General features: G+C 68.0%; 4 protein-coding genes. 3 read left to right on the forward strand and 1 reads right to left on the reverse strand.

Annotation, left to right across the window (positions count from 1 at the left end; translation table 11 throughout):
• Positions 1-333: 333 nt before the first annotated feature.
• Positions 334-975: a DNA-3-methyladenine glycosylase gene (locus tag ACFSL4_RS16150; protein ID WP_381083058.1), complete on the reverse strand. Its 642-nt coding sequence runs from the start codon at positions 973-975 to the stop codon at positions 334-336.
• Between the two features lie 202 nt (positions 976-1177).
• Between ACFSL4_RS16150 and ACFSL4_RS16155 the strand changes: the two genes are divergently transcribed.
• The 3 genes from ACFSL4_RS16155 to ACFSL4_RS16165 all read left to right on the forward strand — a co-directional run bounded on the left by ACFSL4_RS16155 (position 1178) and on the right by ACFSL4_RS16165 (position 3225).
• Complete coding sequence (locus ACFSL4_RS16155; RefSeq protein ID WP_381083060.1) at positions 1178-1963, forward strand: sporulation protein; 786 nt, start codon at positions 1178-1180, stop codon at positions 1961-1963.
• 50 nt (positions 1964-2013) lie between these two features.
• A complete protein-coding gene (locus ACFSL4_RS16160) occupies positions 2014-2553 on the forward strand; it encodes a YbhB/YbcL family Raf kinase inhibitor-like protein (protein ID WP_381083062.1) in 540 nt (179 codons plus the stop codon).
• A gap of 165 nt (positions 2554-2718) precedes the next feature.
• Entirely contained in the window at positions 2719-3225 is a 507-nt protein-coding gene (locus ACFSL4_RS16165; protein ID WP_381083064.1) for an HNH endonuclease, read from the forward strand.
• Positions 3226-3313: the final 88 nt, after the last annotated feature.

Raw genomic sequence — 3313 nt, forward strand, 5'->3', positions numbered from 1 at the left:
ACCACGAGAACCAGTCTCACGGCTTTCCTCCGGGCGCTTCCCTTCGGTGTTTCCGACTCTATCAGATCCTTTCGGAGCTGATTCCCGGTCGGCGGGTTTTCTCCAGACCCCTCGGCTTTCCGCCGTGTGATCTTTCGACATTCACTACGGTAGCCGATTCCCGTCGCAACTCATAATCGAGTTCGCCGAGTTCGAATTCGGGCATGCAGGCATACCGATTTCGCCCTCTGCGAGGGACGTCGTAGGTAGTGGGTTGGCCGCTTCCGGCTGTCGGCTGAACGCCGTACCCCGTTCAAGCGGCTTGGGCTACATTACGCACCCTCCGCAGACGCGTCAACTTCGGCGGCGCCGGGGCGTGTGGGCCCGGTAAGGGCTCACCGTGGGGTCGTTGGCGACCCAGAAGCGCCACGGGTGGACGCCGCCGTCGCCTGAGACGCCGGTGCGCGGACCGCTGCGTACCTGGTGGGTGGGCACCGATGCGCCGGTCAGAATGCGCAAGGGGGTCTCGCCGGCGGCACAGGCGTCCGTGCCGTCGAGGGCGCGGTCCACGCCCAGGGCCGTCGCCAGGCGGGCGGGACCTTTGGCCAGTTCCTTGTCGTTGCGGGCCGAGAGGCGACGTCTACGGGCGAGGGCGGCGCCCTCGGTGATCTCGCCGGCGCGGAGCAGCACGGCGCTCGCCCTGCCCTCCGGGCCGCACACCAGGTTCGCGCAGTGCCACATGCCGTAGGTGAAGTAGACGTATACATGGCCGGGCGGACCGAACATCACGCCGTTGCGGTTCGTGCGGCCGCGATACGCGTGGGAGCCGGGATCGTTCGGGCCGTCATACGCCTCGACCTCCGTGAGGCGCAGTTCGATCGGACCGTCCGGGGTGGTGCGGATCAGGACGCGCCCCAGGAGGTCAGGGGCGACCTCCAGTACAGGCCGGTCGAAGAAGTCCCTGGGGAGGGGCGTACGGTCGGGGGTCGCGATCATGTCGTACGAGCGTAGTCCAGACGGGTGCGTGCCAAGGGGTGGTCAAGGGTCCTCCCCCTTGGAAGGGTGAGGCGCGGAACCGGCCCCGGGCCGGATCGCGTATCAAGGGATCAAGGGATCAAGGATCCACGTACGAGCCAGGTGTGAGAACGCGCGCACGTGGTGGACGACGGAACAGGCGTTTGCCTGGGAGGGAAGATTCATGGGGTTCAAGCGGCTGCTCGCGAGCCTGGGAGCCGGCGGGGCTTCGGTCGAGACGGTGCTGACCGAGGTCAACGTGGTGCCCGGCGGCGTCGTCCAGGGTGAGGTGCGGATCCAGGGCGGGTCCGTGAACCAGGCGATCGAGGGCCTGAACGTCGGCCTCCAGGCCAGGGTCGAGGTCGAGGGGCACGACGACACCGAGTACAAGCAGGACATCGAGTTCACGAAGGTTCGGCTCGGTGGTGCCTTCGAGCTCCAGGCCGGGGCGGTGCATGCCGTGCCGTTCGGGTTCGAGGTCCCGTGGGAGACCCCGATCACCATGATCGACGGACAGGCCCTGCGCGGGATGCACATCGGGGTGACCACGGAGCTGGAGATCGCACGGGCTCTCGACTCCGGCGACCTGGATCCGGTCAACGTGCACCCGCTGCCGGCGCAGAAAGCGATCCTGGACGCGTTCATCCAGCTGGGTTTCCGCTTCAAGAGCGCGGACATGGAGCGCGGCCACATCCGGGGGACGCGGCAGAAGCTGCCGTTCTACCAGGAGATCGAGTTCTTCCCGCCGTCGCAGTACCGCGGCCTGAACCAGGTCGAGCTGAGCTTCGTCACGGACGAGCACGCCATGGACGTGGTGCTGGAGATGGACAAGAAGCCGGGTCTCTTCAGCGAGGGAAGCGACTCCTACCGTTGCTTCCAGGTCGGTCTGCACGACTTCCAGGGCACGGACTGGGCCGCGTACCTCCACCAGTGGCTGTCGGAGGTCGGCAGCAGGCGCAGCTGGTTCTAGGCTCTGCAACGACTGGAATCGGTTGATCCACTGACTTTGGAGGTGCCGAGGTGACCGAGCTCAAGAGGCGGCCGCTGCCACACGACTTCCACCCGCCCGTGCCGGCGTTCACGGTGACGAGCGAGGACGTCGAGCCGGGGGCCAGGCTCAAGGACGCTCAGGTCCATTCGGCCGGGAACACCTCGCCGCAGCTGCGCTGGGAGGGCTTCCCGTCGGAGACCAAGAGCTTCGCGGTGACCTGCTACGACCCCGACGCCCCGACCGGGAGCGGGTTCTGGCACTGGGTGCTGTTCGACATCCCGGCCTCGGTCACCGAGCTGCCGGCGGGTGCGGGCAGCGGGAGGTTCGAGGGGCTGCCCGCGGGCGCGGTCCACGCGCGCAACGACTACGGGACGAAGGACTTCGGTGGTGCCGCGCCGCCGCCCGGGGACGGGCCGCACCGTTATGTGTTCACGGTGTACGCCGTCGGCCAGGAGAAGCTCGGCCCGGACTCGGACGCCTCCCCCGCGATGGTCGGCTTCAACCTGCGGTTCCACACGCTGGCGCGCGCCCAGCTCATCGGGGAGTACGAGAACCCGGCCACGAGCTGACGCACGCGGGAGCAGACTGGCGTTCGCTGAACGTTTGCCCGCCTCTGGTCTTGGAATTGATCAGAGGCGGGCATCTTTTTATTGCGTTGTCCATCTCGGCGTGCCCGTACAGAGTTGATCCCAGCCCGCCGGGGGGTGGGCAGGTGCACACGGGAGGTGGGCTGGATGCGTGACACGCTTGTTCTGAACGCGAGCTTCGAGCCGCTGTCGACGGTGACTCTGAACCGGGCCGTCGTTCTGGTGCTGCAGGACAAGGCCGTTGTCGAGCAGGCCCACCCCGAACTCCGTATGCGGGGCGCCGATGTGGACATACCCGCGCCCCGGGTGATCAGGCTCTGCAGGTACGTACGGGTGCCGTTCCGAAGACAAGCTCCGTGGTCGAGGCGGGGTGTACTGGTGCGGGACCGGCACAGGTGCGCGTACTGCGGGCGGCGGGCGACGACCGTGGACCATGTGGTGCCGCGGTCTCAGGGTGGTGCCGACAGCTGGCTGAACACGGTGGCCTCGTGCGCGGAGGACAACCACCGCAAGGCGAACCGTACGCCGGAGCAGGCGGGGATGCCGCTGCTGCGGCAGCCGTTCGAGCCGACGCCCGCGGACGCGATGCTGCTGGCGCTCGGGCAGGACGACTTCAAGGCGCTGCCTCAGTGGCTGGCGCAGTCGGCCGCCTGAGCGCTCCGCGGGAAGGCCGGTACGTCAAGGGGGCCGATGGGGGTGTGCCCCCTGCTTGGGTCCTGAGCACAAAGCCGGGGCCCGCCTC

The organism is Streptomyces caeni, from assembly GCF_042678285.1.
In the GTDB taxonomy this organism is placed as follows: domain Bacteria; phylum Actinomycetota; class Actinomycetes; order Streptomycetales; family Streptomycetaceae; genus Streptomyces; species Streptomyces caeni.

Bases quoted from the DNA above. Each gene is read 5' to 3' on its own strand.
- ACFSL4_RS16150 (WP_381083058.1), bottom strand. From the start codon at position 975: ATGATCGCGACCCCCGACCGTACGCCCCTCCCCAGGGACTTCTTCGAC.
- ACFSL4_RS16155 (WP_381083060.1), top strand. From the start codon at position 1,178: ATGGGGTTCAAGCGGCTGCTCGCGAGCCTGGGAGCCGGCGGGGCTTCG.
- ACFSL4_RS16165 (WP_381083064.1), top strand. From the start codon at position 2,719: ATGCGTGACACGCTTGTTCTGAACGCGAGCTTCGAGCCGCTGTCGACG.